Raw genomic sequence first — 24,383 nt, 5'->3', positions numbered from 1 at the left:
TGTACGAGTGGTCATCACGCCAGCCCCTCGGCCAGCGGCCCGAGCGCGAGGGCCGGGAAGTACGTCAGACCGGTGATGATCAGGATCGCGCCCACCAACAGGCCCGTGAACAGCGGCTTCTCGGTGCGCAGGGTGCCCGCGGTGACCGGCACCGGCCGCTGCTCGCCGAGCGATCCGGCGAGCGCCAGCACGAACACCATCGGCACGAACCGGCCGAGCAGCATGGCGATGCCGAGCGTGGTGTTGAACCACTGCGTGTCCGCGTTCAGGCCGGCGAAGGCCGAGCCGTTGTTGTTCGAGGCGGACGTGTAGGCGTAAAGGATCTCGGAGAATCCGTGCGCCCCGCTGTTGGTCATGGAGTTCACCGGGGTCGGCAGCGCCATCGCGAAGGCGGTGCCGATCAGCACCAGCGCCGGGGTGACCAGGATGTAGCAGGCCGCCAGCTTGATCTCGCGGGTGCCGATCTTCTTGCCCAGGTACTCCGGGGTACGACCGACCATCAGACCGGCGATGAACACCGCGATGATCGCCATGATCAGCATGCCGTACAGGCCGGAGCCCACACCACCGGGCGCGATCTCGCCGAGCATCATGCCGAGCAGGGTGATGCCGCCGCCGAGGCCGGTGAAGGAGGAGTGGAAGGAGTCCACCGCGCCCGTCGAGGTGAGCGTGGTCGACGTCGCGAAGATCGACGAGGCGCCGACGCCGAAGCGGACCTCCTTGCCCTCGTACGCCCCGCCGGCGATCTCGAACGCCGGGCCGTGGTGGGCGAACTCGGTCCACATCATCAGGGCGACGAAGCCGACCCAGATGGTGCCCATGGTGGCGAGGATCGCGTAACCCTGCTTGACCGAGCCGACCATGACACCGAAGGTGCGGGTCAGGGAGAACGGGATGACCAGGATCAGGAAGATCTCGAAGAGGTTCGTGAACGGGGTCGGGTTCTCGAAGGGGTGGGCGCTGTTGGCGTTGAAGTAGCCGCCGCCGTTGGTGCCCAGCTCCTTGATGGCCTCCTGCGAGGCGACCGCGCCGCCGTTCCACTGCTGCGAGCCGCCCATGAACTGACCGACCTCGTGGATGCCGGAGAAGTTCTGGATGGCACCGCAGGCGACCAGCACGATCGCGGCGACGAACGCCAGTGGCAGCAGGATGCGCGTGACACCGCGCACCATGTCCGCCCAGAAGTTCCCGAGTTCACCGGAGCGCGGCCGCGCGAAGCCCCGTACGAGAGCGACGGCGACGGCCATGCCGACGGCCGCGGAGACGAAGTTCTGCACCGCCAGACCGCCGGTCTGCACGACATGACCCATGGTCTGTTCGCCGTAGTACGACTGCCAGTTGGTGTTGGTCACGAAGGACACGGCGGTGTTGAACGCCTGGTCCGGGTCGATCGAGGAGAAGCCGAGCGAGCCGGGCAGGACGCCCTGGAGCCGCTGCAGCAGGTAGAGGAAGAGGACACCAGCCGCCGAGAAGGCGAGGACACCGCGCAGGTACGCGGTCCAGCGCATCTCGGTGTCGGGGTTGGCGCCAATGCCCTTGTAGATCCACTTCTCGACGCGCCAGTGCCGGTCGGAGGAGTAGACCTTGGCCATGTAGTTGCCAAGGGGGACGTGGATGATCGCCAGCGCGCCTATGAGAGCGAGCAGCTGGAGGACGCCGGCAAGGACGGGACCCATGTCAGTGCTCAGAACCTCTCCGGGAAGATCAGGGCGAGGACGAGATAGCCCAGCAGGGCGACGGCCACGATCAGGCCGACGACGTTTTCGGCGGTCACAGCTTCGTCACCCCCTTGGCGACGAGGGCCACCAGTGCGAAGAGCGCGACCGTGGTGACGACGAAGGCCAGATCGGCCATCGCAAGCTCCTGGAGTCGAGGTTCGGTTGGACAAGGACGGTTAGAGGAAACCGCGTCTGTGGCCGGATTCGACCGTCATTGACGGCTCCCTTACGGGGCACTGCGCGGCTTTGACGGGTCTCTTACGGCACAGGACGAAGCTCGAGCCGGCGAAGACGAGGATGCGCGGGCGGCTCGGCGCCCCGCTGGGACGGCGTCAAGAATCGACCGGGCGCCCGTCAGAGTCCCGTCGAGCGAGGTGGACCCGGCTCACCCGGTCCCTAGCGTCAGCGCTATGGAACCCCCCGACGACGTGCGACACGATCTCTCCCCCGCTTCCGAACGGCACTCCGGCGCCGAGGCGTACGACCACGGCTGGACACGGGACCTGCACAGCGCGATTCGCTGCGCGGCCGTACTCCTGGCCCTGCTGCTCCTCATCGACTGGGGCGCCGGCACCTTCACCCCATGGCGCACCGCGCTGTGGTGCACCCTCGCGGCGCTGCTCTTCGTGGTGCTGTGTCCGCCCCGCGTCTCGGCGGGCGCGGGCTGGCTGCGGTCGCGTTCGCTGCTGCGCACCCGGACCGTCCGCACGGACCTGCTGGTGTCGGTCCGCTGCCTGGACGGCGTCGCCCAGCGGCTGGTGCTGCGCGACGCGTTCGGCGAGCGCGTCGAGATCCACCCGCAGGTCCTCGTCGCCAACCCCGACCTCTGGTACCGCCTCGACGAGGATGCCCACACGTCGGAGGCGCGCGGGTCACTGCTGTGTGGCGCTACGGCCCTGCACCGCATGTCGGAGCGGATCGACCGCGAGACCGCGCGGAGGGTGTTCAAGGTGTCGGGGCTCGAATGACGCCGCCCACAGGCCGTTCTTAACGGAAGCTTGACGCCGATGGACCTCTGGTGCGCGGGCCCATGCGTCACTCTCCGCATACGCTGAGGGCGCCGTCCGCGTGATGGCCGAACCGCACGCAAGCCGTACATCAGGAGCACGCCGATGGCCACCACCGAGCATCCGCCGCCCAGTCGCCTGCGCGGCTGGATGCTGGAGGGGCTGTCCGACATCGGCAAGGGCGGCGGCCCCCAGGGACCCCACGCCCAGCCGGCGCCCCCACACGAGGGCCAGCCCTGGTACCGGGTGATGTGCCTGACCGGTGTGGACTACTTCTCGACCCTCGGCTACCAGCCCGGCATCGCCGCCCTCGCGGCCGGTCTGCTGTCGCCCGTCGCGACCATCGTGCTCGTGATCGTCACCCTGGCGGGCGCGCTGCCGGTGTACCGGAGGGTGGCCGAGGAGAGCCCGCACGGACAGGGCTCAATCGCGATGCTGGAGCGGCTGCTCACCTTCTGGAAGGGCAAGCTCTTCGTCCTGACCCTGCTCGGCTTCGCCGCCACCGACTTCCTGATCACCATCACCCTCTCGGCCGCGGACGCCTCGACCCACCTGGTGGAGAACCCGCAGCTGCACGATGCGCTGCACGACAAGCAGATGCTGATCACCCTCGTGCTCATCGCGCTGCTCGGCGCGGTGTTCCTCAAGGGCTTTCTGGAGGCGATCGGCGTCGCGGTGGCTCTGGTGGTGGCCTACCTGGCGCTGAACGCCGTCGTCGTGATCGTCGGCCTGTGGCACGTCATCACCGAGGGGCATGTCGTCACCGACTGGTCGAACGCCCTGACCGCCGAGCACGGCAACGTCTTCGTCATGATCGGCATGGCCCTGATCGTCTTCCCGAAGCTCGCCCTGGGCCTGTCCGGCTTCGAGACCGGCGTCGCCGTGATGCCCCACGTCAAGGGCGAGGCGGGGGACACCGAAGAGGACCCCAAGGGCCGGATCCGGGGCACCAAGAAGCTGCTCACCACGGCCGCACTGATCATGAGCGGCTTCCTGATCACGACCAGTTTCATCACCACCCTCCTGATCCCGGGGCAGGAGTTCGAGGAGGGCGGCAAGGCCAACGGCCGCGCCCTCGCCTATCTGGCGCACGACTACCTGGGCAACGCCTTCGGCACGGTCTACGACGTCTCGACGATCGCCATCCTGTGGTTCGCCGGCGCCTCCGCGATGGCCGGACTGCTCAACCTGATGCCCCGCTATCTGCCCCGCTACGGCATGGCCCCGCACTGGGCCCGCGCCGTGCGCCCGATGGTCATCGTCTTCACCCTGATCGGCTTCCTGGTCACCTGGATCTTCGACGCCGACGTCGACGCCCAGGGCGGCGCGTACGCCACCGGCGTGCTGGTGCTGATCAGCTCGGCCGCGATCGCGGTGACCATCGCCGCGCGGAAGGCCGGCCAGCGCAACTGGACGATCGCCTTCGCGGTGATCTCGGCGGTGTTCCTCTACACGACGGTCCTGAACATCATCGAGCGCCCGGACGGCGTGAAGATCGGCGCCTGCTTCATCGCGGGCATCATGATCCTCTCCCTGGCCTCCCGGCTGGCCCGCGCCTTCGAGCTGCGGGTGACCAGCGTGACGCTCGACGACATGGCGGAACGATTCGTCCGGGACATCGCCAGCCGCAAGATCCGGTTCATCGCCAACGAGCCCGACAAACGCGACATCGCCGAGTACCGCGACAAGATCGAGCAGATCCGCCAGGACAACGACGTCCCCGGCCAGGAGGACTTCGTCTTCGTCGAGGTGACGGTCACCGACCCGTCCGAGTTCGAGTCGGGTCTGACGGTGCGCGGCGAGGTCATGCACAACCGCTACCGGGTCCTGACGCTGGAGTCCTCCTCCATCTCCAACTCCCTGGCCGCGCTGCTGCTGCACGTCCGCGACACCACCGGCCGCACCCCGCACATCTACTTCGAGTGGACCGAGGGCGACCCCTTCGCCAACTTCCTGCGGTTCTTCCTCTTCGGCCAGGGCGAGATCGCCCCGGTCACCCGGGAGGTGCTGCGCGCGGCGGAACCGGATCCCGCACGCCGGCCACGTGTGCACACGGGCTGAGCGGTCAGCGCCGGAAGCCTCGCCGAGGAGCGCGGGTCACGACCCGGCCGTAGCTGAGGCGACCGCACACCTCCACGCGCAGCACCACGGGCCCGTCCGCACCTCTGGACCCGCGCGTCCTGATCTTGGAGTAGTCCGTGACCAGGGCATCGGTGTCCACCACGACGCCGGGCCGCGTCACCAGCCGCAGCGTGCCGCCCTGCATGTCGAGCTCGATGCGCAGGGTGTCGTACGTGAGGACGGCCTCGGTGAAGTCGAGCGTCACGTCGCCCCAGGTCGACTCGATCGCCAGCCGCCGCGGCACCGCCCAGGCACCGTCCCGCCGGACCGAGCTGCCCTCCTGCTCGATACGGACGACATCCTTCGCCTCGGCCACGACGGGCAGATCGCCGGTCAACGCGGCCAACTCCCCCATGGTCCGGGCGGACAGCGCAGCCCCGACCCGTTCGTCGAGCTCCTCGGCGGTCAGCCGGCCGTCCCCCGCGGCAGCGGTCAGCACCTCCACGACGCGGTCCCGGTCCGCATGCGAGGCCCGCACCTCGGACGACGTACCCGAACCCAAGAGCTCGGCTGACATACCCTCACCCCGATCACCCATCACGAGTTAACGCTATATCGCGTTATATCCAATGGCCAACCCCGCGTCCACCAGGCACGCCTGCCGCCCTATCGTGACCGGCATGCACTCCTACACGATCGGCCAGGCCGCACGCCTGCTCGGCGTCAGCCCCGACACCGCACGCCGCTGGGCCGACGCCGGCCGGGTGGCGACCCATCGGGACGACAGCGGACGCCGGCTCATCGACGGGCGGGACCTGGCCGCGTTCTCGGTCGAGCTCGCCAAGTCCGGCAGCGGCGAGGAGGAGGCCCCGTACACCTCGGCCCGCAACGCCTTCCCCGGCATCGTGACCGCGATCAAGCTCGGCGATGTCGCGGCCCAGGTCGAGATCCAGGCCGGGCCCCACCGACTGGTCTCCCTGCTCACCCGCGAGGCCGTCGAGGAACTCGGCCTGGAGGTCGGCATGGAGGCGACGGCCCGCGTGAAGTCGACGAACGTCCATATCGACCGCGCCTGACACGCCCCGAGCCGCACATGCGATCACCCATCGCACATTAGCCTCGATCGTGCGATGCGACAGTCGACTCATGCCTTGCATCTGCGCCAGTATGATCGACGCATCGGAAGAGTCCGGCGGGCTCTTCCTCCAGCGGACAGAGGGAGTGAACCCGTGAGTGGACCCGTGATGCCCCGTCCCCGACACCGGGCCCTGCGGGCGGCCGGCGCCGGAGCCGCCGCGCTGCTGGCGCTGAGCGCCTGCTCCTCCTCGTCCGATTCCGGCTCCTCGGCCGCCGGGTCCGACGCGTCGGACCGGCTCACCGGCGAGGTGACCGTCTTCGCGGCCGCTTCGCTCGAGGAGAGCTTCACGACGCTGGGCAAGGAGTTCGAGAAGCAGCACCCGGGCACGAAGGTCACCTTCAGCTTCGGTGGCAGCGACTCCCTCGCGGCGAGCATCACCGGCGGCGCCCCGGCGGACGTCTTCGCCGCCGCCAGCCCCAGGACCATGGCGATCGTCACCGACGCCGGTGACGCTTCCGGCACCCCGACCACCTTCGTCCGCAACCAGCTGGAGATCGCCACCCTGCCGGGCAACCCCGACAGGATCTCCTCCCTCGAGGACCTCACCGAGTCCGGCCTGAAGGTCGTGCTCTGCGACGAGTCGGTGCCGTGCGGCGCCGCCGCGCAGAAGGCGCTGGACGCGAGCAGGCTGAAGCTCACCCCCGTGTCCTACGAGCAGGACGTCAAGAGCGCCCTGACGAAGGTGGAGCTGAAGGAGGCCGACGCGGCGCTCGTCTACAAGACCGACGTGAGGGCGGCGGGTGACAAGGTGGAAGGCGTGGGCTTCCCCGAGTCGGCCGATGCCATCAACGACTACCCGATCGCCCTGCTCAGGGACGCGCCCAACGCCGAGGCGGCCAAGGCCTTCATCGACCTGGTGAAGTCCGCCGAGGGGCAGAAGGTGCTGACCGGGGCCGGGTTCCTCGCGCCGTGACGGAAACCCTCAAGGGCGGCCCCCGGCGAGGCCGGCTCCGCAAAGGTACCCGCGGGGTGCCGCTGCCCCTGCTCGTTCCGGCGCTGGCAGGCCTGGCGTTCCTGCTGCTGCCGCTGATCGCCCTGCTCGTACGCACTCCCTGGCGCACCCTGCCGGATCAGCTCACCAGCCCCGCGGTGTGGGAGGCCCTCCGGCTGTCCCTGTTCTGTGCCACGGCGGCGACCGCCCTGAGTCTGGTGATCGGAGTCCCGCTGGCCTGGCTGCTGGCCCGCGCGGACTTCCCCGGCCGCCGACTGGTCCGTGCCCTGGTGACGCTGCCGCTCGTGCTGCCGCCGGTGGTGGGCGGTGTGGCACTGCTGCTGGCGCTCGGCCGCAACGGCGTCGTCGGGCAGTGGCTCGACTCCTGGTTCGGGATCACCCTGCCGTTCACCACCGCGGGCGTGGTCCTCGCGGAGACGTTCGTGGCGATGCCGTTCCTCGTCATCAGCGTGGAGGGCACCCTGCGGGCGGCCGACCCCCGCTACGAGGAGGCGGCCACGACCCTGGGCGCTTCCCGTTTCACCGCCTTCCGCCGCGTCACCCTGCCGCTGATCGCCCCGGGCATCGCCGCCGGCGCGGTGCTGGCCTGGGCCCGGGCACTCGGCGAGTTCGGGGCGACGATCACCTTCGCGGGCAACTTCCCGGGCCGTACGCAGACCATGCCGCTCGCGGTGTACCTGGCCCTGCAGAACGACCCGGCCGCGGCGATCGCCCTCAGCCTGGTCCTGCTCGCCGTGTCCATCGCCGTCCTCGCAGGCCTGCGCGACCGCTGGATGACCGCCTCATGACCCACCTCGACGACTCCACCGCCCCCACCTCGGGTGACGTGCACGGCGAGGGGCTCGACGCCCATCTCGTCGTCGACCGCGGCCCCTTCCGCCTCGACATCACGCTCACCGCAGCGCCCGGCGACGTCGTCGCCCTGCTCGGCCCCAACGGCGCCGGAAAGACGACCGCCCTGCGCGCCCTGGCCGGGCTCGCCCCGCTCACGGCCGGCCATCTCCGGCTGGACGGCACCGAGTTGGACCGTACGCCGCCCGAATCCCGGCCGGTCGGCGTCGTCTTCCAGGACTATCTGCTCTTCCCCCATCTGACGGCCCTGGACAATGTGGCCTTCGGACCGCGCTGCCACGGCGCGACGAAGGCGGAGGCCCGCAATCAGGCCGCCGCGTGGCTGGACCGCATGGGCCTCGCCGACCACGCCGGCGCCAAACCCCGCCGTCTGTCCGGCGGCCAGGCCCAGCGCGTCGCCCTCGCCCGCGCGCTGGCCACGCACCCCCGGCTGCTGCTCCTCGACGAGCCCCTCGCCGCCCTGGACTCCCGCACCCGCCTGGAGGTGCGTGCCCAACTACGGCTCCATCTCGCCGACTTCGAGGCCGTGGCGGTACTGGTCACACACGATCCGCTGGACGCCATGGTCCTGGCCGACCGGCTCGTGGTCGTCGAGCACGGCCGGATCGTCCAGGAGGGCACACCCGCCGACATCGCCCGCAGCCCCCGCACGGACTACGTGGCCCAACTCGTCGGCCTGAACCTCTACAAGGGCACGGCAGCGGGCCACACCGTCCACCTGGATGCCGGCCCCGCCATCACCACCACCGAGGACCTCACGGGCCCGGTCTTCGTGGCCTTCCCGCCCGGCGCCGTCACCCTCTTCCGGGACCGCCCCACCGGCGCCAGCGCCCGCAACCTCTGGCGCTGCGAGGTCACCGGCCTGGAGACCCACGGCGACCAGATCCGTGCCGCCCTCACCGGCGAGCTCCCCCTCACCGCCGACCTCACCACGGTCGCGGCCGCCGAGCTCGACCTGCACCCGGGCGCCTCGGTCTGGGCCACGGTCAAGGCCACCCAGACGCACGCCTACCCGGCCTGAAACGAGGTGCGGGCCCCGCATCGAACGGCGAGGCCCGCACCTGCGTACTCGGTCGTACTCAGTCCTCGTACGCGTCCAGCGGCGGGCAGGAACAGACCAGGTTCCGGTCGCCGAAGGCCTGGTCGATTCGGCGCACCGGCGGCCAGTACTTGTCCGCGGCCGAGACACCGTCCGGGAAGACGGCCTCCGTACGGCTGTAGGCGTGCTCCCACTCACCGCCGAGCGCCGCGGCCGTGTGCGGGGCGTTCCGCAGCGGGTTGTCGTCGGCCGGCCACTCACCCGAGCCGACCTTCTCGATCTCCGCCCGAATCGCGATCATCGCCTCGCAGAACCGGTCGAGTTCGGTCAGGTCCTCGGACTCGGTCGGCTCGATCATCAGCGTCCCGGCCACCGGGAAGGACATCGTCGGCGCGTGGAAACCGTAGTCGATCAGCCGCTTGGCGACGTCGTCGACGCTCACGCCGGTCGCCTTGGTCAGCGGTCGCAGATCGATGATGCACTCGTGCGCGACCAGCCCGCCGGGGCCGGTGTAGAGCACCGGGTAGTGCGGTTCGAGCCGCTTGGCGATGTAGTTGGCGCTCAGGACCGCCACCTGCGTGGCTCGCTTGAGCCCCTCACCGCCCATGAGCCGGACGTACGCCCACGAGATCGGCAGGATGCCCGCAGACCCCCACGGCGCGGCCGAGATCGGGCCCACACCGGTCTCCGGACCGGCCTCCGGCTGGAGCGGGTGGTTCGGCAGATACGGCGCCAGGTGCGACCGTACGGCCACCGGGCCGACGCCCGGACCGCCTCCGCCGTGCGGGATGCAGAACGTCTTGTGCAGGTTGAGGTGCGAGACGTCACCGCCGAAGTGCCCCGGCTTGGCCAGCCCGACCAGGGCGTTGAGGTTGGCGCCGTCGACGTACACCTGGCCGCCGGCCTCGTGCACCTGCGCGCAGATCTCGGAGACGTGCTCCTCGAACACCCCGTGCGTCGAGGGGTACGTGATCATCAGCACCGCCAGTTCGTCGCGGTACTGCTCGATCTTGGCCCGCAGATCCTCGACGTCGATCTCACCGTCCTCGGCGGTCTTCACGACGACGACCTTCATCCCGGCCATCACGGCGCTGGCGGCGTTCGTTCCGTGCGCGGAGGACGGGATGAGGCACACGGTCCGCTGCTCGTCGCCGTTCGCCCGGTGGTACCCGCGCACCGCGAGCAGACCGGCCAGCTCGCCCTGCGATCCGGCGTTGGGCTGCAGCGACACCTTGTCGTAGCCGGTGACCTCGGCGAGACGTTCCTCCAGCTCACGGATGAGGGTGAGGTAGCCCTGCGCCTGCTCGGCGGGTGCGAAGGGGTGCAGCTGCCCGAACTCGGGCCAGGTGACCGGCTCCATCTCGGTGGTCGCGTTGAGCTTCATGGTGCAGGAGCCCAGCGGGATCATGCCGCGGTCCAGCGCGTAGTCGCGGTCGGCGAGCCGGCGCAGGTAGCGCAGCATCGCGGTCTCGGAGCGGTGCTGCTGGAAGACGGGGTGGGTCAGGTAGTCGTCGGTGCGCAGCAGCGCGGCCGGCAGCGCGTCCTCGGTGCCGGCGTCCAGGGCGTCGACGTCGCCGTCGACCCCGAACGCGGCCCATACGGCGCTCAGTTGGGCCCGCTTGGTGGTCTCGTCGCAGGCGATCGAGACGTGGTCGGCGTCCACGAGGTGCAGGTTCACGCCGCGGTCTCGCGCGGCCGCGACGACATCGGCCGCCCGGCCCGGCACCCTTGCGGTGAGCGTGTCGAAGTAGGCGCCGTGGACGGTCTCGACGCCGCCGTCGCGCAGCCCCGCGGCGAGGATGGCGGCGTATCGGTGTGTGCGCCTCGCGATGCCCTTCAGGCCCTCGGGCCCGTGGTAGACGGCGTACATCCCGGCCATGACGGCGAGCAGCACCTGGGCGGTACAGATGTTGCTGGTCGCCTTCTCCCGGCGGATGTGCTGCTCACGCGTCTGCAGTGCGAGCCGGTAGGCCTTGTTCCCGTCGGCGTCGACCGAGACGCCCACGAGGCGGCCGGGCAGGCTGCGGGCGAACTTCTCCTGCACGGCCATGTATCCGGCGTGCGGCCCGCCGAAGCCCATCGGCACGCCGAACCGCTGGGTCGTACCGACGGCGATGTCCGCGCCGAGCTCGCCCGGCGACTTCAGCAGCGTCAGCGCCAGCAGGTCAGCTGCGACGGTGACCAGTGCGCCCAGCTCGTGCGCCTGGTCGATGACCGGCTTGATGTCGCGTACGGCCCCGGAAGCGCCCGGGTACTGGATGAGCACGCCGTTGATCTCACGCTCGGCGATCTCGGCCGGGATGCCGTCACTGAGATCGGCGACGACGACCTCGGCGCCGGTCGGCTCGGCGCGGGTCTCGATCACGGCGATGGTCTGCGGGAACGCGTCCGCGTCGACCAGGAAGAGGCCCTTCTTGTTCTTGCCCATGCGCCGGGACAGGGCCATGGCCTCCGCCGCAGCCGTGCCCTCGTCGAGCAGCGAGGCGCCCGAGGTCGGCAGCCCCGTGAGGTCGGCGACCACGGTCTGGAAGTTCAGCAGCGCTTCGAGCCGCCCCTGCGAGATCTCCGGCTGGTACGGCGTGTAGGCGGTGTACCAGGCCGGGTTCTCCATCACGTTGCGCAGGATGACGGGTGGGGTGAACGTCCCGTAGTAGCCGAGCCCGATCATGGAGTCGAGGACCTGGTTGCGGTCGGCGAGCGAGCGCAGCTCGGCCAGCACCTCGGCCTCGGTGCGCGCGCCCGGCAGGTCCAGGGCGTCGGCGTTCTTGATCACATCCGGTACCGCGGCGGCGGTGAGCTCGTCGAGCGAGCCGTAGCCGACCTGCGCGAGCATCTTGGCCCGCGCCTCCTGGTCGGGCCCGATGTGGCGCTGCTCGAAGGGCGTGCCCTGTTCGAGCTCGGAAAGCGGAATGCGATGGGCGGTCATTGCGGAGGCCTCCTGGTCTGACGCGACCTTCGAGGGGCACCACGGCGCGGGTACCCCGGCGGCCTCCCCCTCTGTCATCTCAACCTGAGAGCTTCACCGGACCGCCCGAGGACGTCCGGCTTGCACCGTCGGTGAGAGCGGAAGCCGTCGACACCCGCTCTGCTTTCCAGAGTGACCTCGTCCGTGCGGTACGTGGGCCTGAGAGATTCCGGGGAGGATTTGCTCCTTCGGCGCCTCCGATGGTGTCCGGAGGACTCTCCCGCACGGGGTCAGCAGCCGTTTGCCAGACTACCAGCGAGGTCAACGCCCGGCGTTCGAGTGGCCGCGTGCCCCAATGTGCTCTTTCGTAGTGCTTACGGATGAGTTGCGAGCAAGTGGAGGGCCCGTGCAGACCGACATCGATCCGCGCAACCTGATCGGCCGCAAGGCCTTCGACCGCAACGGCAACAAGATCGGCACGATCGACGAGATCTACCTCGACGACGCAACCGGCGTCCCGGAGTGGGCCGCGATACGCACCGGCCTGTTCAGCAGGGACGCCTTCGTGCCGCTCGAGCCCAGCGAGCTGATCGAGGGCAGTCTGCACGTCCCCTTCGACCGCGCCCTGATCAAGGACGCCCCCGACTTCGGCGTGGGCCGTCACCTCTCCCCGGAACAGGAGCTCCAGCTCTACCACCACTACGGCCTCGACGTGGCCCCTCCGCCCCGGCTCCCGGACCACGACTTCGGCAAACTGGCCGGCACGGACGACTCCTGACCGCAGGGCTCAACCCCCAACCGACGAACCACCCTCCGGGCCCGAAGCCACCCGCTCCCCGGGTCTTCGCGCCACCAATGGCGGCGGATCCGCCGACTCCAGCGCGGAATCGTCGATCCGGAACGTCCGCACCCGCCCGGGCTCCGAGTCGGGCGTCTCGAACCGCACGGTCACCCTCCCCAGTCCGCTCCCCTGCACCCACCCGTGCCCGTACTCGGCGTGCCGTACGTCGTGCCCCGCGGGCCATCGCCGCTCGACCGGCACAGCCGCACCCTGCACGGGCTCGTCCACCACGTCCTCCGCCGACCCCTCCGCCCGCTCCCCCGCGGCCTGCGCGAACAGATCCTCCTGCGTGTAGTCGGCGAGCCCGCTGACCCCCACTCCGAGCAGCCGCACGCCGCCCGTGGTGTCCACGGAGTCCAGCAGCCGGGCCGCGGCCTCGCGCACCACCGCCGGATCGTCCGTGGGCCCGCGCAGCGTCTCGGACCGGGTCAGCGTGGAGAAGTCGTATCGCCGAACCTTCAGCACGATCGTCCGCCCCGACAGCCCTGCGCCGCGCAGCCGCCGCACACACCGGTCCGCGAGCCGCTGCACCTCCAGCCCCACCCGGAGCCGGTCATGGATGTCCATGTCATAGGTGTCCTCGACCGACACCGACTTCGTCTCCCGCTCGGCGACCACCGGCCGGTCGTCGCGGGCCAGCGCCATGGCGTACAGCGCGTGCCCGTGCGCCTTTCCCAGAAGTCGTACGAGCTCGTCCTCGCCCGCCTCGGCGATCTCGTCGATCGTGGTGATGCCGGCCCGCCGCAGGTGGTCGCCCGTCGCGGGCCCCACCCCGGGAAGCGTCCGCACCGACATCGGCCCGAGCAGCGCCCGCTCGGTCCCCGGCTCGATCAGCACCAGCCCGTCGGGCTTGGCCTGCTCGGAGGCGATCTTCGCGAGCATCTTGGATGCGGCGAGACCGACGGACCCCGTGAGCCCGGTCACGGCCCGTATGTCGGCCCGCAGCTTCATCCCCGCCAACCGCGCCGACTCCTCGTCCCAGGCCCCTCCCCCGGCCTCCAGGTCCACGAACGCCTCGTCCAGGCTCAGCGGCTCCACCAGCGGCGACAGGGCCCGCAGCAGCTCCATCACCTGCTCGCTGATCGTCCGGTACAGCCCGAAGCGCGGCACGAGATACGCGGCGTTCGGCGCGAGCCGACGCGCCTGGGCCATGGGCATCGCCGAATGCACCCCGAACACCCGGGCCTCGTACGAGCAGGTCGCCACCACCCCGCGGGGCCCGAGTCCGCCCACGATCACGGCCTTCCCGCGCAGGCTCGGCTTGGACGCCTGCTCCACCGAAGCGAAGAAGGCATCCATGTCGAGATGCAGGATCGTGGGCGCGGTTCTCACATCTCCGATGCTGCACCACGCCACTGACAATGCGGCGGCACGGCCACGACAGCGCGGCCTGCACACCTACCGACGCGGCGCCCGGCAGGCCACCAGAGGCGCCGGGCGGCCGCGTCGCTCAGACCGCCCGATTGCGCCGTCGTGCCAGCTCATCCGCCGGGTTGTGCCCGACGAGCGTCTCGCCGGTGTCGATGCGCTCCCCGTGCAGCTGTGACAACGCGCTCTCGACGTCCCGCCACACCACCCCGACCGCGATACCGAAGATCCCCTGGCCGCCCTGGAGGAGCGCATGGACCTCGTCGGGCGAGGTGCACTCGTACACGGTCGCGCCGTCGCTCATCAGCGTCATGCGTTCCAGGTCGCGGAAACCGCGTTCCCTGAGGTGCTGCACGGCCGTGCGGATGTTCTGCAGCGACACCCCGGTGTCGAGGAACCGCTTGACGATCTTCAGGACGACGACGTCCCGAAAGCTGTACAGGCGCTGCGTCCCGGACCCGTAGGCGGGCCGCACGCTGGGCTCGACGAGCCCGGTGCGGGCCCAGTAGTCCAGTTGCCGGTAGGTGATGCCGGCGGCCGCACAGGCCGTCGGGCCGCGGTAACCGATCTGCTCGGACGTCATGGACGCCGCCCCTCCGCTGGTGGGAATGGGCGTCGGTCGCTGCGGAGTGTGATCGGCCGCCCTGCCGGGGAGCGGGTACGGACCGCTCTCCCCGAGACTGCGTCCGGGGGCACCCCCACCCGTACCGTCGCCGCTGCTTCTCACGCCGACCTCCGTCCTTGACCTGCCTTCTCGACGGTAGGCAGTCACCAAGGGTGCGTCAACGATCGCCACACTCGGCACGCCGAGTGATAATCACCCTAAGAGTGGTTTCCCGCCCCCAACCGTGGGGAAAGGCTAGCCGAATGCGCTTGCGGGGAGCCGCGAGACGCCCTCACCGGCCGTCGGCAATTGCCGGTACGGAGGCCGTCACCGACCGCAGGACGACCCGTCGAGGATCTTCACGTCCGCCTGGGCCGACCACGTCTTACTGGCTGCTGGTGCCGAAGTCCTCGGGCGAGATCTGGTCGAGGAACTCGCGGAACTTCTCCACCTCGTCCTCCTGCTCGTCCGGAATCGCGATACCGGCGTCGTCGAGCACGCCGTCGCTGCCGTAGATCGGCGTTCCGGTGCGCAGGGCCAGCGCTATGGCATCGGACGGACGGGCGCTCACCTCGACCCCGCTGGCGAAGACCAGCTCGGCGTAGAAGACACCTTCACGCAGATCCGTGATGCGCACTTCGGTGAGCTCCTGGCCGACGGCCTCCAGCACGTCCTTGAACAGGTCGTGGGTCAGCGGTCGCGCGGGGGCCATGCCCTGCTGGGCGAAGGCGATCGCCGTCGCCTCCCCCGGCCCGATCCAGATGGGGAGGTAACGGTCGCCTCCCACTTCGCGCAGGAGCACGATCGGTTGGTTGGAGGGCATTTCGACCCGGACACCTACGACATCGAGCTCGTTCACACAGCAACCCTAGGCCGTGCCCGGGACGTTTGGGTAGTCGGGCCGACATCGGAGCCCCGATCCGGCTTTCCCCAACCCCACCGAACCCCCACCGGCCCACCCGACGCCCCCGGCAACACGCCGCTCCCCGCCCAGACCCACGCCGGTACCTCGAAGAAGCCCTGCACCGGGCAGCACGGTCCGTCCGAAGCCCATACCGCCCCACCCGAAGCCACCCTCAGCCCCGCACCGCCCCGCGCGAACCACGCAAACCCCTCCACCGACCCGCCGCCCCGCGCGAACGCCCCGAAGCCGCCCCCACCAACCCACACGGCACCTCCGCAGATCACACCGTCCCAGCCCCGCGTAGCCCCGCATGCAGTCCGAAGTCCTCAGCCGTCACCCGCACGGCGTCCGCCGACAGATCGCATCGTTCCTGCCCAGACCCACGCCGTCCTCCGCGGCCGGTCCAGGCTCGTCCGCCGATCCGAGCCGTACAGGCCGCGAGCCACACGCCCCTGCCGGCAGGCCGCCCTCAGTCAGGGCAGTCGCACGCCCAGCGCGGTCTGCACAAGCGCCGCGTGCAGCTTCACCGTGAGCCCGGCCAGCTCCTGCACACGGGCCTCCGCGTGCGCCCTGGTCTGCGGATTGCGGTGCCGCTTCAGCGGAGCCACCACCTGGTCCACCAGCCCGGCCTCACGGTCGGCAGCCGCCTTCATCACCCGTAGGTGACGCGGCTCGATGCCGAAGCGTCCCAGCTCGGCGACCAGCGAGGCCACGGTGGCGGTCTCCGCGTCGTACACCCCGTCCGACAGCGGAGTGATCAGCCCGTACGACTCCCACTCCGCGAGTTCCTGCTCTCCGATACCGGCGGCCGCCAGCAGCTCCGCCCGCCCGATGCGCGCCGCCGTCGGTCTCTCGGAGGACTCCGGCGGGGCTTCACCGTCACGCTGTCGGCCCAGCGCGGGCAGCCGCACCTCCTCGCCGCGCTCCATCGCGTCGAAGTACTCGCGGATCACCTTGAGTGGGAGATAGTGGTCCCGCTGCATCCTCAGTACGTGGCCGAGTCGCTCGACATCGGCCGCACTGAACTTGCGATATCCCGAGGGGGTCCGCTGCGGCTCGATGAGCCCCTCGGACTCCAGGAAACGGATCTTGGAAATGGTGACTTCGGGGAACTCCTCGCGCAGCACGTTCAACACCGTGCCGATACTCATCAGCCCGCTGTCCGCGGCGGTGATGCCGTTGCCGGCACCACCGCTCGGTGTATGAAGCATGGACCTTCCCTGGGGTCCCCCCGGACGAAGCCCGGGGGACGGTCAGATGCCCTGCCGGCTCGCGTAGAAGACCAGCCGATACTTGCCGATCTGTACCTCGTCACCGTTCGACAGAGCGACCTGGTCGATCCGCTCACGGTTGACGTACGTGCCGTTCAGACTGCCCACGTCGGCCACCGTGAACGAACCGTCCGGGCTGCGGCGGAACTCCACATGCCGCCGCGAGACCGTCACGTCGTCCAGGAAGATGTCGCTCTGCGGGTGACGCCCGGCCGTGGTCAGGTCGCTGTCCAGGAGGAAGCGGCTGCCCGAGTTCGGCCCGCGACGCACGACCAGCAGCGCGGAACCCAGCGGAAGAGCGTCCACCGCAGCCTGCGCCTCGGGCGAGAGCAACGGCATCGGGGTCTGCCCGGTGGCCTCGGCGTCGTAGGCCTCGAGACCGCTGATGGAGATCGTGGAGGTCGTCTCGGACGGACGCTCGGCGGCCGCACCCGCCCGCAACGGCGCACCGCAGTTGGAACAGAAGCGGCTGCTCTCCGCATTGCGGTTACCGCACCTCGTACACACCAGGGCCGACATGGACGGATCCTCCTGCCGCGGCTGCCCCGCCGGGGCATTGGACGCGTACGGGCCGGCGGAAAACCCTCCACCCGTACTTGAGGTTGACGGTTGCCCGAAACCTATGCCGCCGGACTGGGCAGGGTCAACCGTCGGCGCGCCCTGACCTCCGGAAATGTCACCGCCCGGACCAGCGACCTGGTCGCGGAACAGTGGGCGCTGGCCCTCTGCGTCAGGCTGTGCGCGATGACGAGCGGTGGCGTTGCCGCTGCCTTCTCGTGCGCTCTTGCCGAACAACTTCGCAAACAACTTCACGGGCGATTCCCCTTGACCTCAACAGACCCGCCCGTGGGGCAGGACGAACCCTGACTGCACACTCCGGCCGACCCGGACATCCTCACAACGTCCGTATCCACCAGACAGTTTCCACCACGCACCACCCATTCGGTGCGCCGACCCCCCGCAACCTCATGCCCTCGCCGGACGACCCCCATGCACCCCCGGTTCACTGGGAGGACGACCGAGCGTAGTCAGGTCGCTTCGCCGCTCGCAAGGCGTCCACAACGATCTTGTCCGACCGCTCGACGGTAACAGTGGCCTGCTCCTTCTCGAGCGTCTGCACCACGCCTCCTGGAATGTTGAGCGCCGGTTCGAGGTCCTGCGGCTTGCCGATGACCTTGAAACGATAGGGAGCATTGATCTTGTTCCCGTCGACGCTGACACTCTGCCCGGAGTCGGTCAGATACGTGCCTGCGACCACGCGCACCCCGTTCACCTGGATCGCCTCCGCGCCGGCCGCCCGTAGTTCCTGGATCGCGTCGAGCAGCATGTCCGCCTCGACCGTCCCCTTCGTGTCGTCGATGGTCATCGTGATGCCGGGTCCCTGCGCCGCCACCGTGCCCGCCAGAATGCCGAGTTGCCGCTCCTTCTCGATCGTCTGCTTGCGGGCCTCCTCGGCCTGGTTGGAGCTGTTCTCCAACTCGTCGCGCTGCTTCTCGAGCCCTTGCTTCTCGTCCTCAAGACGCTGGGTGCGGTCGTCGAGTTCATCGAGGATGCGTACGAGATCCTCCTGCCGCGCGCCCCGCAGCGCGCTGTCGCCGTCGCTGTTCGAGGCGACCTGCACGGCCAGGCCGAAGCCGAGCCCGAACAGGAGCAGTGCAACGATGAGTTGGGCACGGGTGACGCGCGGCGGCCACAGGCCGTGCACAAGCCGCTGCCGGCCGGTGAGCGTCGGCTCGGACTCCTCCTCGGGGCGGTCCACCGTCGCCGTGGCCGTGGCCGGCACCTCGTCGGGCAGCTCCTTGCGCAGCCGGTTCTCGGCTGTCTCGTCCTGCTTGCTCATCGGCCTCACGCCCGGAACACGTGCCGACGGATCGCCGCGGCGTTGGAGAAGATGCGGATACCGAGAACCACCACGACACCGGTGGACAGTTGCGCGCCGACGCCCAACTTGTCACCCAGGAACACGATCAGCGCGGCGACGACCACGTTCGACAGGAACGACACCACGAAGACCTTGTCGTCGAAGATGCCGTCGAGCATCGCCCGCAGACCTCCGAAGACTGCGTCCAGCGCCGCCACCACGGCGATCGGCAGGTAAGGCTCGACGGCCGCCGGAACCTCGGGCCGGACCAACAGGCCGGCCACGACTCCCACGACGAGGCCCAGTACGGCGATCACGATGTGCCTTTCTCAGTTCTCGGCTGTGCTGACTCGGTTATCGGCTCTGCTGTGCGGACGATCACACTCGGCGCCGCCGGCAGCCGCACCTCGTCCTCCACGGAGATGCTGGTACGGATGCCGAAGTTCTCCTGCAGGGCATGCAGATAGAGCCCGTCCGCGCTGTTCTGGAACCTGGTGCTCAGCTGCTTCCCGTCGCCCACCGCGAGCACCGTGTACGGCGGCACCAGTGGCCGGTTGTCGACCAGTATCGCGTCACCCGCAGCCCTGATCGCCGACAGCGCCGTCAGCCGCTGCCCGTTGATCGAGACGGCCTCGGCGCCCGACTCCCAGAGTCCGTTGACCACCCGCTGCATGTCACGGTCACGCACCCGCCCCGTGTCGGAGAAACCAGACGTTCCGCGCGGGTCGCTGTCACCACCGACGGCGGATTCCTTGGCGTCGTTCACGACCAACTTCACACCGGGGCCGCGTACTTCGGTGGCGCCCGACAGGATTCCCACCAAGTTGGTCTGATCACCGCCGCCGCTCTGCTTCAGCGCCTCGCGCTGGCGGGCGCTCACGTCGTCACGCAGCTTGTCGACGTCACTCTCCAGCGCGTCCGCAGCCGCGGTCTCCCGGTCGATCCGGTCGATGAGCTCCTCGCGCTCCTTGGCGACCACAGGAGCTGCCACCCGCGCCTGTGCGGCGCCGACGGTCACCACCAGGGCCGCGAGCACCAGGCCGGCAGCGAGACCGAGCTTCGCCCTGAGGGTCCTGGGCATGCCGTCGGCGCCCGCCGCCTGCTTCCTGGCCGCGGCCTCGGCGTATCCGTCGTCGAGGCTGTGATCCATGACGTTGGTGAGCAGCGACATGGACGCGTCCGGGCGTGCGGGGGGCGTGGAACTGCTCCGAACGGGGGGCTGCTGCGGCATGCCGCACATCGTCGCACGTCGCGGCCGCTACCTCCGCACGGCCCCACCGGCGTGCCGGACAGGCCCCCTTGGGGACACTTGTCCGGCACGCGCGCGTGCTGCCCGTTTACCGTCCGGCGCTGTCCACGACCGCCGACCACTCGTCGAGCAGGGCCTGCGCAGAGGCGTCATCCGGCCCTTCCGCCCACAGGTGGGTGACCGCCTCGGCCGGGTCTGGCAGCACCATGACCCAACGCCCATCGGCCTCCACGACGCGCACACCGTCCGTGGTGTCCACGTCGCGATCTCCGGCCGCTTCGACGACGCGCCGCATCACCAGCCCCTTGACGGCCCAGGGAGTCGCCAGATCCCGCTTGAGGACGTGCGCCCTGGGGATCCGCGCGTCGATCTGGCTGAGCGTGAGCTGAGTACGCGCCACCAGACCGATCAGCCGCACGAAGGCCGCCGTACCGTCGAAGACACTGCTGAACTCCGGGACGATGAATCCGCCCCTGCCGTCGCCACCGAAGATCGTCGTGTCATCGCGCCCGACCCGCGTCAGGTCGTCAGGGGAAGTAGTGGTCCACTCCACCTGGGTCCCGTGATAGGCCGCGACCTGCTCGGCGATCCTGGTCGTGGTCACCGGTAGGGCGACCCGCCCGCTGCGCCGCTCAGCGGCCACCAGGTCGAGCATCACGAGCAGCGCCCGGTCGTCCTCGACGATCCGCCCCTTCTCGTCGACCAGCGACAGCCGCTCACCGACGGGATCGAACCGCACCCCGAATGCGGCCCGCGCGGACGCAACGATCTCTCCCAGCCGCACCAGCCCCGACCGCCGGGCATCCGCCGTCTCCGTCGGCCTGGACTCATCCAGACCGGGATTGATCGTCAGGGAGTCCACGCCCAGCTTGCCGAGCAGGCTGGGCAGCACGAGCCCCGCACTACCGTTCGATGCATCGACGACGACCTTCAGCCCGGACTCGGCGATGCCGGTCGTGTCCACATTCCGCAACAGCGACCCGGTGTACGAGTCGAAGACACTGGCCGGGAAGTGCAGGTCCCCGATCTCTCCCGGAAACGCACGCCGGTACTCCTGCCGCGCGAACACCCGGTCCAGCTTCCGCTGACTCGCCTGCGACAGGTCGGCTCCTCGCCCGTCGAAGAACATGATGTCCACGGAATCCGGCACGCCTGGCGAGGTTCGGATCATGATCCCGCCGGCACTGCCTCGTGCCGTCTGCTGCCTCGCCACCGGCAGCGGTACGTTCTCCAGGTCCCGTACGTCGATGGCGCTGGCCTGCAGCGCGGAGATCACCGCCCGCTTCAGCGCACGCGCACCACGGGAATGGTCACGGGCCGTGGTCACCGTGGAGCCCTTTTTCAAGGTCGTGGCATAGGCACCGGCGAGGCGTACGGCCAACTCGGGCGTGATCTCGACGTTCAGAATTCCGGAGACGCCGCGGGCGCCGAAGAGATGCGCCTGCCCCCTCGATTCCCATATGACCGAGGTGTTGACGAAGGCACCGGCCTCGATGGTCTTGAACGGGTAGACCCGCACATTGCCCTGCACGATCGATTCTTCGCCGATGAGGCACTCGTCGCCGATGACCGCGCCGTCCTCGATCCGCGCTGCCCGCATGATGTCGGTGTTCTTGCCGACGACGCAGCCCCGCAGATTGCTGTGCTGCCCGACGTACACGTTGTCGTGCACGACGGCCTTGTGCAGGAACGCCCCGCTCTTGACGACGACATTCGAGCCGACGACGGTGTGCTCACGGATTTCCGAGCCGGCCTCGACCTTGGCATAGTCACCGATATAGAGCGGCCCGCGGAGCACGGCGTCAGGGTGCACCTCGGCGCCTTCGGCCACCCACACACCAGGTGAGATCTCGAAGCCGTCGAGTTCGACGTCGACCTTGCCCTCCAGGACATCGGCCTGCGCCTTCACATAGCTCTCATGTGTGCCGACGTCCTCCCAGTACCCTTCGGCGACATAGCCGTAGATCGGCTTGCCCTCCTTCATGAGCTGCGGGAAGACATCGCCGGACCAGTCGACGGGGACATCGGCCTCGACATAGTCGAAGACCTCGGGCTCCATCACGTAGATGCCGGTATTGACGGTGTCCGAGAACACCTGGCCCCACGTCGGCTTCTCCAGGAACCGCTCGACCTTGCCCTCTTCGTCGACGATGGTGATACCGAATTCCAGTGGGTTGGGGACACGCGTCAGGCAGACAGTGACCAGCGAATCCTTTTCCTTGTGGAAGTTGATCAGCTCGGTGAGGTCGAAGTCGGTCAGGGCATCACCGGAGATGACGAGGAACGTGTCGTCCTTCAACGCCTCTTCGGCGTTCTTGACACTTCCGGCGGTACCGAGTGGCTTCTCCTCGTTGGCATAGGTGAGCTCCATACCGAGCTCCTCGCCGTCACCGAAGTAGTTCTTGACCAGTGAGGCAAGGAACTGGACAGTTACGACAGTCTCGTTGAGCCCATGCCTTTTGAGCAGCCGCAGAACGTGCTCCATGATCGGCCGGTTGGCCACCGGCAGGAGCGGCTTGGGCATGCTTGAGGTCATAGGGCGAAGGCGCGTGCCTTCGCCACCGGCCATCACGACGGCCTTCATGTCGGAAGCGTCCTCCTCGAAGAGACGACGGTCTAGCCGACTTCACCCGTCCGAATTGTCCCGCACTTTTCCCTCGCGGGCCATCGCACCGCTACGGCCGCACGTTCGGCGAGCTCAATCGGTCATGGCGTCCGCACGAACCAGGCGGCGGACCTGCACCACATAGAGGACTCCTGCCCACCAGTAGAGGGTTGTACCCCATCCTGCGAACGCCCATCCGAAAATAGCAGCGAGTGACGAGATCCATCCACTTCCGTCACTGAGCAACAGCAAGGGGAAGGCATACATCAGGTTGAAGGTGGCGGCCTTCCCGAGGAAGTTCACCTGCGGCGGCGGATAGCCGTGACGCCTGAGGGTGCCCACCATCACCAGCAGGACCAGTTCCCGCGCAAGCAGTACGGCGGTCAACCAGATCGGCAGAATCTCTCGCCACGTAAGACCGACCAGGGTCGAGAGAATGTAGAGCCGGTCAGCCGCGGGATCAAGAAGCCGGCCGAGACTGCTGATCTGGTTCCAGCGTCGGGCAAGTTTGCCGTCCAGGTAGTCACTGATCCCGCTGAGAGCCAGCACCAACAACGCCCAGCCATCACTCTTCGGTCCCCCGAACTCGGGCCTGAGGATCAGCCACAGGAAGAGGGGCACGCCGACGAGCCGCGCCATGCTGAGGATGTTCGGGATGGTGAGGACCCGGTCCGTCTGGACGCGAGTCTCCTGGACCTCCAACCGGGGGCCTCCTGTCGAAAACGAGCCAACTATGCCCACTGACCTTACCTCAACGCAAAAAAGCTCTGGCTCTCGGGCCAGGTGCCCAAGAGCCAGAGCTCTAAAAGGAGTTCGGCGGCGTCCTACTCTCCCACAGGGTCCCCCCTGCAGTACCATCGGCGCTGTGAGGCTTAGCTTCCGGGTTCGGAATGTAACCGGGCGTTTCCCTCACGCTATGACCACCGAAACACTATGAAACCGTGAACGCCGCACCACGCGTGGCGGCGCGGGGCTGTTCGTGGTTTCAGAACCAACACAGTGGACGCGAGCAACTGAGGACAAGCCCTCGGCCTATTAGTACCGGTCAACTCCACCCATTACTGGGCTTCCATATCCGGCCTATCAACCCAGTCGTCTACTGGGAGCCTTACCCCATCACGTGGGTGGGAGTCCTCATCTCGAAGCAGGCTTCCCGCTTAGATGCTTTCAGCGGTTATCCCTCCCGAACGTAGCCAACCAGCCATGCCCTTGGCAGGACAACTGGCACACCAGAGGTTCGTCCGTCCCGGTCCTCTCGTACTAGGGACAGCCCTTCTCAAGACTCCTGCGCGCACAGCGGATAGGGACCGAACTGTCTCACGACGTTCTAAACCCAGCTCGCGTACCGCTTTAATGGGCGAACAGCCCAACCCTTGGGACCGACTCCAGCCCCAGGATGCGACGAGCCGACATCGAGGTGCCAAACCATCCCGTCGATATGGACTCTTGGGGAAGATCAGCCTGTTATCCCCGGGGTACCTTTTATCCGTTGAGCGACGGCGCTTCCACAAGCCACCGCCGGATCACTAGTCCCGACTTTCGTCCCTGCTCGACCCGTCGGTCTCACAGTCAAGCTCCCTTGTGCACTTACACTCAACACCTGATTGCCAACCAGGCTGAGGGAACCTTTGGGCGCCTCCGTTACCCTTTAGGAGGCAACCGCCCCAGTTAAACTACCCATCAGACACTGTCCCTGATCCGGATCACGGACCCAGGTTAGACATCCAGCACGACCAGACTGGTATTTCAACGACGACTCCCCCCGAACTGGCGTCCAGGGCTCACAGTCTCCCAGCTATCCTACACAAGCCGAACCGAACACCAATATCAAACTGTAGTAAAGGTCCCGGGGTCTTTCCGTCCTGCTGCGCGAAACGAGCATCTTTACTCGTAGTGCAATTTCACCGGGCCTATGGTTGAGACAGTCGAGAAGTCGTTACGCCATTCGTGCAGGTCGGAACTTACCCGACAAGGAATTTCGCTACCTTAGGATGGTTATAGTTACCAC

Annotated in this window: 21 protein-coding genes, 2 rRNA genes and 1 riboswitch (1 of these 24 running past the window's edge); of the genes, 7 read left to right on the top strand and 16 right to left on the bottom strand. The window is 68.6% G+C overall.

The window, feature by feature from the left end:
• Positions 1-14 precede the first annotated feature (14 nt).
• Both kdpA and kdpF read right to left on the bottom strand, forming a co-directional pair.
• Positions 15-1,676, bottom strand: a complete 1,662-nt coding sequence (kdpA, locus tag ACKTSN_RS38700) for a potassium-transporting ATPase subunit KdpA (RefSeq protein ID WP_409473326.1) — start codon at positions 1,674-1,676, stop codon at positions 15-17.
• Positions 1,677-1,684: 8 nt separating this feature from the next.
• Entirely contained in the window at positions 1,685-1,774 is a 90-nt protein-coding gene (gene kdpF / locus ACKTSN_RS38695) for a K(+)-transporting ATPase subunit F (protein ID WP_018566520.1), read from the bottom strand.
• A 354-nt stretch (positions 1,775-2,128) separates the two neighbouring features.
• On the opposite strand from kdpF, the gene ACKTSN_RS38690 reads away from it, so the two are divergent.
• Complete coding sequence (locus tag ACKTSN_RS38690) at positions 2,129-2,686, top strand: hypothetical protein (RefSeq protein WP_409473325.1); 558 nt, start codon at positions 2,129-2,131, stop codon at positions 2,684-2,686.
• 144 nt (positions 2,687-2,830) lie between these two features.
• Positions 2,831-4,786: an amino acid transporter gene (locus tag ACKTSN_RS38685; RefSeq protein ID WP_409473324.1), complete on the top strand. Its 1,956-nt coding sequence runs from the start codon at positions 2,831-2,833 to the stop codon at positions 4,784-4,786.
• Between the two features lie 4 nt (positions 4,787-4,790).
• Here the strand turns inward: ACKTSN_RS38685 and ACKTSN_RS38680 are convergent, their stop codons facing one another.
• Entirely contained in the window at positions 4,791-5,363 is a 573-nt protein-coding gene (locus ACKTSN_RS38680) for a DUF1707 SHOCT-like domain-containing protein (protein WP_409473323.1), read from the bottom strand.
• 103 nt (positions 5,364-5,466) lie between these two features.
• On the opposite strand from ACKTSN_RS38680, the gene ACKTSN_RS38675 reads away from it, so the two are divergent.
• From ACKTSN_RS38675 to ACKTSN_RS38660, 4 genes are all read left to right on the top strand, one after another.
• Positions 5,467-5,862 (top strand): TOBE domain-containing protein, encoded by a 396-nt coding sequence (locus ACKTSN_RS38675; protein ID WP_385516968.1) that lies wholly within the window; start codon positions 5,467-5,469, stop codon positions 5,860-5,862.
• A 168-nt stretch (positions 5,863-6,030) separates the two neighbouring features.
• Positions 6,031-6,837 carry a molybdate ABC transporter substrate-binding protein gene (gene modA, locus ACKTSN_RS38670; protein WP_409475022.1) on the top strand — a complete coding sequence of 269 codons (807 nt, stop codon included), beginning with the start codon at positions 6,031-6,033 and terminating at the stop codon, positions 6,835-6,837.
• On the top strand, positions 6,834-7,664 hold the full coding sequence (locus tag ACKTSN_RS38665) for an ABC transporter permease (RefSeq protein ID WP_409473322.1): 831 nt from the start codon (positions 6,834-6,836) through the stop codon (positions 7,662-7,664). Before modA ends, ACKTSN_RS38665 begins: the two co-directional genes overlap by 4 nt.
• Complete coding sequence (locus ACKTSN_RS38660; protein ID WP_409473321.1) at positions 7,661-8,749, top strand: ABC transporter ATP-binding protein; 1,089 nt, start codon at positions 7,661-7,663, stop codon at positions 8,747-8,749. The genes ACKTSN_RS38665 and ACKTSN_RS38660 overlap by 4 nt, the downstream gene beginning before the upstream one ends.
• A gap of 58 nt (positions 8,750-8,807) precedes the next feature.
• Here the strand turns inward: ACKTSN_RS38660 and gcvP are convergent, their stop codons facing one another.
• Entirely contained in the window at positions 8,808-11,693 is a 2,886-nt protein-coding gene (gene gcvP / locus ACKTSN_RS38655) for an aminomethyl-transferring glycine dehydrogenase (RefSeq protein WP_409473320.1), read from the bottom strand.
• A 176-nt stretch (positions 11,694-11,869) separates the two neighbouring features.
• Positions 11,870-11,965, bottom strand: a riboswitch (glycine riboswitch).
• Between the two features lie 113 nt (positions 11,966-12,078).
• Between gcvP and ACKTSN_RS38650 the strand changes: the two genes are divergently transcribed.
• Entirely contained in the window at positions 12,079-12,450 is a 372-nt protein-coding gene (locus ACKTSN_RS38650; RefSeq protein WP_206306766.1) for a PRC-barrel domain-containing protein, read from the top strand.
• A gap of 9 nt (positions 12,451-12,459) precedes the next feature.
• On the opposite strand, the gene ACKTSN_RS38645 is transcribed toward ACKTSN_RS38650, so the two are convergent.
• The 12 genes from ACKTSN_RS38645 to ACKTSN_RS38590 form a co-directional block, all read right to left on the bottom strand.
• The gene (locus tag ACKTSN_RS38645; protein ID WP_409473319.1) at positions 12,460-13,845 is read right to left on the bottom strand and encodes a DNA polymerase IV; all 1,386 of its coding nucleotides are present in this window, start codon (positions 13,843-13,845) and stop codon (positions 12,460-12,462) included.
• 118 nt (positions 13,846-13,963) lie between these two features.
• Positions 13,964-14,608 carry a MerR family transcriptional regulator gene (locus tag ACKTSN_RS38640; protein WP_409473318.1) on the bottom strand — a complete coding sequence of 215 codons (645 nt, stop codon included), beginning with the start codon at positions 14,606-14,608 and terminating at the stop codon, positions 13,964-13,966.
• Positions 14,609-14,870: 262 nt separating this feature from the next.
• Positions 14,871-15,344, bottom strand: coding sequence for a bifunctional nuclease family protein (locus ACKTSN_RS38635; protein WP_004002801.1), 474 nt, complete (start codon positions 15,342-15,344; stop codon positions 14,871-14,873).
• Between the two features lie 518 nt (positions 15,345-15,862).
• Positions 15,863-16,600 (bottom strand): transcriptional regulator FtsR, encoded by a 738-nt coding sequence (ftsR, locus tag ACKTSN_RS38630; RefSeq protein WP_409473317.1) that lies wholly within the window; start codon positions 16,598-16,600, stop codon positions 15,863-15,865.
• A 42-nt stretch (positions 16,601-16,642) separates the two neighbouring features.
• Entirely contained in the window at positions 16,643-17,473 is an 831-nt protein-coding gene (locus ACKTSN_RS38625) for an FHA domain-containing protein (protein ID WP_409473316.1), read from the bottom strand.
• A 190-nt stretch (positions 17,474-17,663) separates the two neighbouring features.
• Complete coding sequence (locus tag ACKTSN_RS38620) at positions 17,664-18,500, bottom strand: DUF881 domain-containing protein (RefSeq protein ID WP_409473315.1); 837 nt, start codon at positions 18,498-18,500, stop codon at positions 17,664-17,666.
• Between the two features lie 5 nt (positions 18,501-18,505).
• Entirely contained in the window at positions 18,506-18,838 is a 333-nt protein-coding gene (locus ACKTSN_RS38615) for a small basic family protein (RefSeq protein ID WP_003977440.1), read from the bottom strand.
• A complete protein-coding gene (locus ACKTSN_RS38610; RefSeq protein WP_409473314.1) occupies positions 18,835-19,752 on the bottom strand; it encodes a DUF881 domain-containing protein in 918 nt (305 codons plus the stop codon). Before ACKTSN_RS38610 ends, ACKTSN_RS38615 begins: the two co-directional genes overlap by 4 nt.
• A 106-nt stretch (positions 19,753-19,858) precedes the next feature.
• Positions 19,859-22,354, bottom strand: coding sequence for a sugar phosphate nucleotidyltransferase (locus ACKTSN_RS38605; RefSeq protein ID WP_409473313.1), 2,496 nt, complete (start codon positions 22,352-22,354; stop codon positions 19,859-19,861).
• A 114-nt stretch (positions 22,355-22,468) separates the two neighbouring features.
• A complete protein-coding gene (locus tag ACKTSN_RS38600) occupies positions 22,469-23,077 on the bottom strand; it encodes a CDP-alcohol phosphatidyltransferase family protein (RefSeq protein WP_409473312.1) in 609 nt (202 codons plus the stop codon).
• Positions 23,078-23,186: 109 nt separating this feature from the next.
• A 5S ribosomal RNA gene (gene rrf, locus ACKTSN_RS38595) occupies positions 23,187-23,303 on the bottom strand.
• 87 nt (positions 23,304-23,390) lie between these two features.
• A 23S ribosomal RNA gene (locus tag ACKTSN_RS38590) occupies positions 23,391-24,383 on the bottom strand (it continues 2,130 nt past the right edge of the window).

The organism is Streptomyces flavusporus, assembly GCF_046267975.1.
Taxonomy (GTDB): Bacteria; Actinomycetota; Actinomycetes; order Streptomycetales; family Streptomycetaceae; genus Streptomyces; species Streptomyces flavusporus.
Note: the sequence above shows the minus strand (reverse complement) of the source record. Positions and strands in the feature narration are given on the sequence as shown.